Source organism: Nocardia uniformis NBRC 13702 (assembly GCF_001613345.1).
Lineage (GTDB): Bacteria > Actinomycetota > Actinomycetes > Mycobacteriales > Mycobacteriaceae > Nocardia > Nocardia uniformis.
The window spans coordinates 1-978 of sequence record NZ_BDCE01000142.1 but is presented as its reverse complement, the minus strand read 5'-3'; the positions used below and the strand labels follow the sequence as shown (position 1 = coordinate 978).

The 978-nt window shown below is 61.7% G+C and carries 1 protein-coding gene; it reads right to left on the bottom strand.

Going from position 1 to position 978, the window contains the following annotated elements; all coding sequences use genetic code 11:
* Positions 1–23: 23 nt before the first annotated feature.
* Positions 24–917 (bottom strand): IS982 family transposase, encoded by an 894-nt coding sequence (locus tag NU1_RS39875; protein ID WP_067529737.1) that lies wholly within the window; start codon positions 915–917, stop codon positions 24–26.
* Positions 918–978: the final 61 nt, after the last annotated feature.

The following is a 978-nucleotide window of genomic DNA, read 5'->3' as shown; positions in this document are numbered from 1 at the left end:
AGACGAGTAAGTCCGAAGCCAGGTCAGTGGTCGTAGGCGATCAGTGACCTGGTGACGGGGGCGCCGATGAGGTTGTTGTGCCAGATGGCGGCGGCCATGGCGAGGATGCGTTGGGCGATGCGGATAGAGACACCGTCGAAGGATCGGCCGCCGTGGTCTTCGAGGTCGAGTTGTCCTTTGAGGGTGTCGTTGACTGATTCGATGAGTTGGCGGATCTGCTTGAGCAGGGGTTCGCCGTGGCGGGCTTTCTCCCGTTTTCGGGAGGGCCGCAGCAGAGTGATCCCGTAGTCAGCCAACATTTCCTCGAAATCGTTGCCGGAGAAGCCCTTATCGGAGATCAACAGGATGCCGTGGTGTTCGGCGACGACACCGGCTTCGACCTCGAGCATCGCGGCCAGAACCTCGCGTTCGCCGAGTTTGGGGTCGGCCAGCGCCCACAGGATCGGCATCCCCGCCGGAGTACACACCAGATACAGGCGCAGCCCCCAGAAGAATCGGGAGTGGCTGGCGCAGTAGCCGTATCCGGCCCACCCTGCCAGGTCGGAGCGTTGCACCGTGGGCCGCGACATCCCGCACGGTATCGGGGTCGAGTCCACGATCCAGCAATCGTCGAGCCAGAAGTCGCTGGATTTGGCCAGCATCCGGATGATCCGTTTGACCAGCCCCAATGCCGCACGCAGGCGCTTGTTGTAGCCGGATTGCTGTGGCAGATAAGGGAATAGACCCTTCAGATGCTTGCGCGCGTAGCGCAGCCAGTGGGTTTCGGAGGTGAACCCGAGCAGCGACTGTGCCACCGCGACACACACCAACTCAGAGTCGGTCAACACCGGTGGACGCCCCGTCCAGCGCGGTCCGGTCAATTCGTCATCGATCTTCACGTAAAGTGCCGTGATGAGGGCTTCGATATCTGTCGTCACACACAGATTCTCGAGGCCCTCACCCATTCCCGCAGGTCGGACTTCGGACTTACTCGTCTAG